The sequence below is a fragment of the Burkholderia sp. ABCPW 11 genome, from assembly GCF_001523445.1.
Taxonomy (GTDB): domain Bacteria; phylum Pseudomonadota; class Gammaproteobacteria; order Burkholderiales; family Burkholderiaceae; genus Burkholderia.
On the sequence record NZ_LOVM01000045.1, the window covers coordinates 1 to 1187 of the forward strand.

General features: G+C 61.5%; 1 protein-coding gene. It reads right to left on the minus strand.

Annotation, left to right across the window (positions count from 1 at the left end; all coding sequences use genetic code 11):
* Positions 1-28: 28 nt before the first annotated feature.
* Positions 29-979, minus strand: coding sequence for an IS110 family transposase (locus WS61_RS18260; protein ID WP_373557125.1), 951 nt, complete (start codon positions 977-979; stop codon positions 29-31).
* Between the last annotated feature and the right edge of the window lie 208 nt (positions 980-1187).

Below are 1187 nucleotides of genomic sequence, written 5' to 3' on the forward strand. Positions count from 1 at the left end.
CACAGCAACCATCTTGAGACAGCCCATGTCATGCGCAATTGAAATCCGGCTGCCAACGCTCGCCAGTGCGAGCGATGGCGTTGAGCGTGATGAGCAGCTTGCGCATGCATGCGACGAGGGCGACCTTCTTGGGTTTGCCGGCGGCGACGAGTCTCAGATAGCAGGCGCGAATGAGTGGATTGAAGCGCGTGGCGACCAGTGCGGCGACGTAGAGCACGCGTCGCACGCTGGCGCGGCCGCCAAAGATATGACGCTGCCCACGCAGGGTGCCCGAATCGCGATTGATGGGCGCCAGTCCCGCAAGACTGGTGATCTGCTTGCGAGTGAGGTGTCCGAGTTCGGGCAATTCCGCGATGAGCGTGCTGGCGGTGGTCGGGCCGACGCCCTTGACCGATTGCAGCAAAGCCGACAGATCGGCATAGCGCTCCTGAAGAACGCGCTGTATGTCGTTATCGATGCCGGCCAACTGAGCGAGCAAGGCCTCGATCATGGCTTCGATACTTGCACGGGCGCGCTCGTGAGCGACGGCCAGACGCTGCCGCTCGGAGACGAGCATAGCAACGAGCTGGCGCCGTCGGGCGACAAGTGCGACGAGTTCACGCTGCTCCTGACTGGCCAGTGCACGTGGTTGATGTCCCTGGGCATGCAACACGACGGCAAACTCGGCCAATGCCCGTGCATCAAGACGATCGGTCTTGGCCAGCCGACCCATGGCTCGAGCGAAATCGCGCGCCTGGCGGGGATTGATGACGGACACGGGCAACCCGGCGCCGGCCAGCGCTACCGCGCAGGCCCGTTCGTAGCCGCCCGTGGCTTCAAGTATGACCAACGTAACGGTCTTGCGCCTGAGCCAGCGCAACAGCTTCGCGTGCCCGGCTTCAGTGTTCTCGAACGCATGCGTCGAGGTGTCCGAGCAGCAGACTTCGACACTGTCCTTGGCGACATCGATACCTACGAAAACCGGTTGGCTCATGTTCATCGGCTCCCAGCCTTATAGATGCGAAATGAGATCAATCAACCATTCGGGATGGCGTTAAACGAGGCAGCCACGACACGCCTTGAGCTGTGATTCGAGCTTAACGGCTCGCAGGAGACACAAGCTGTGCCGTAGCCGCCAACCGGCAAAGCAGCGCGCCAAACGGCGCGCCACCACTGAAGTTTGAAGCAAATCGAAGATATAAGGAGAC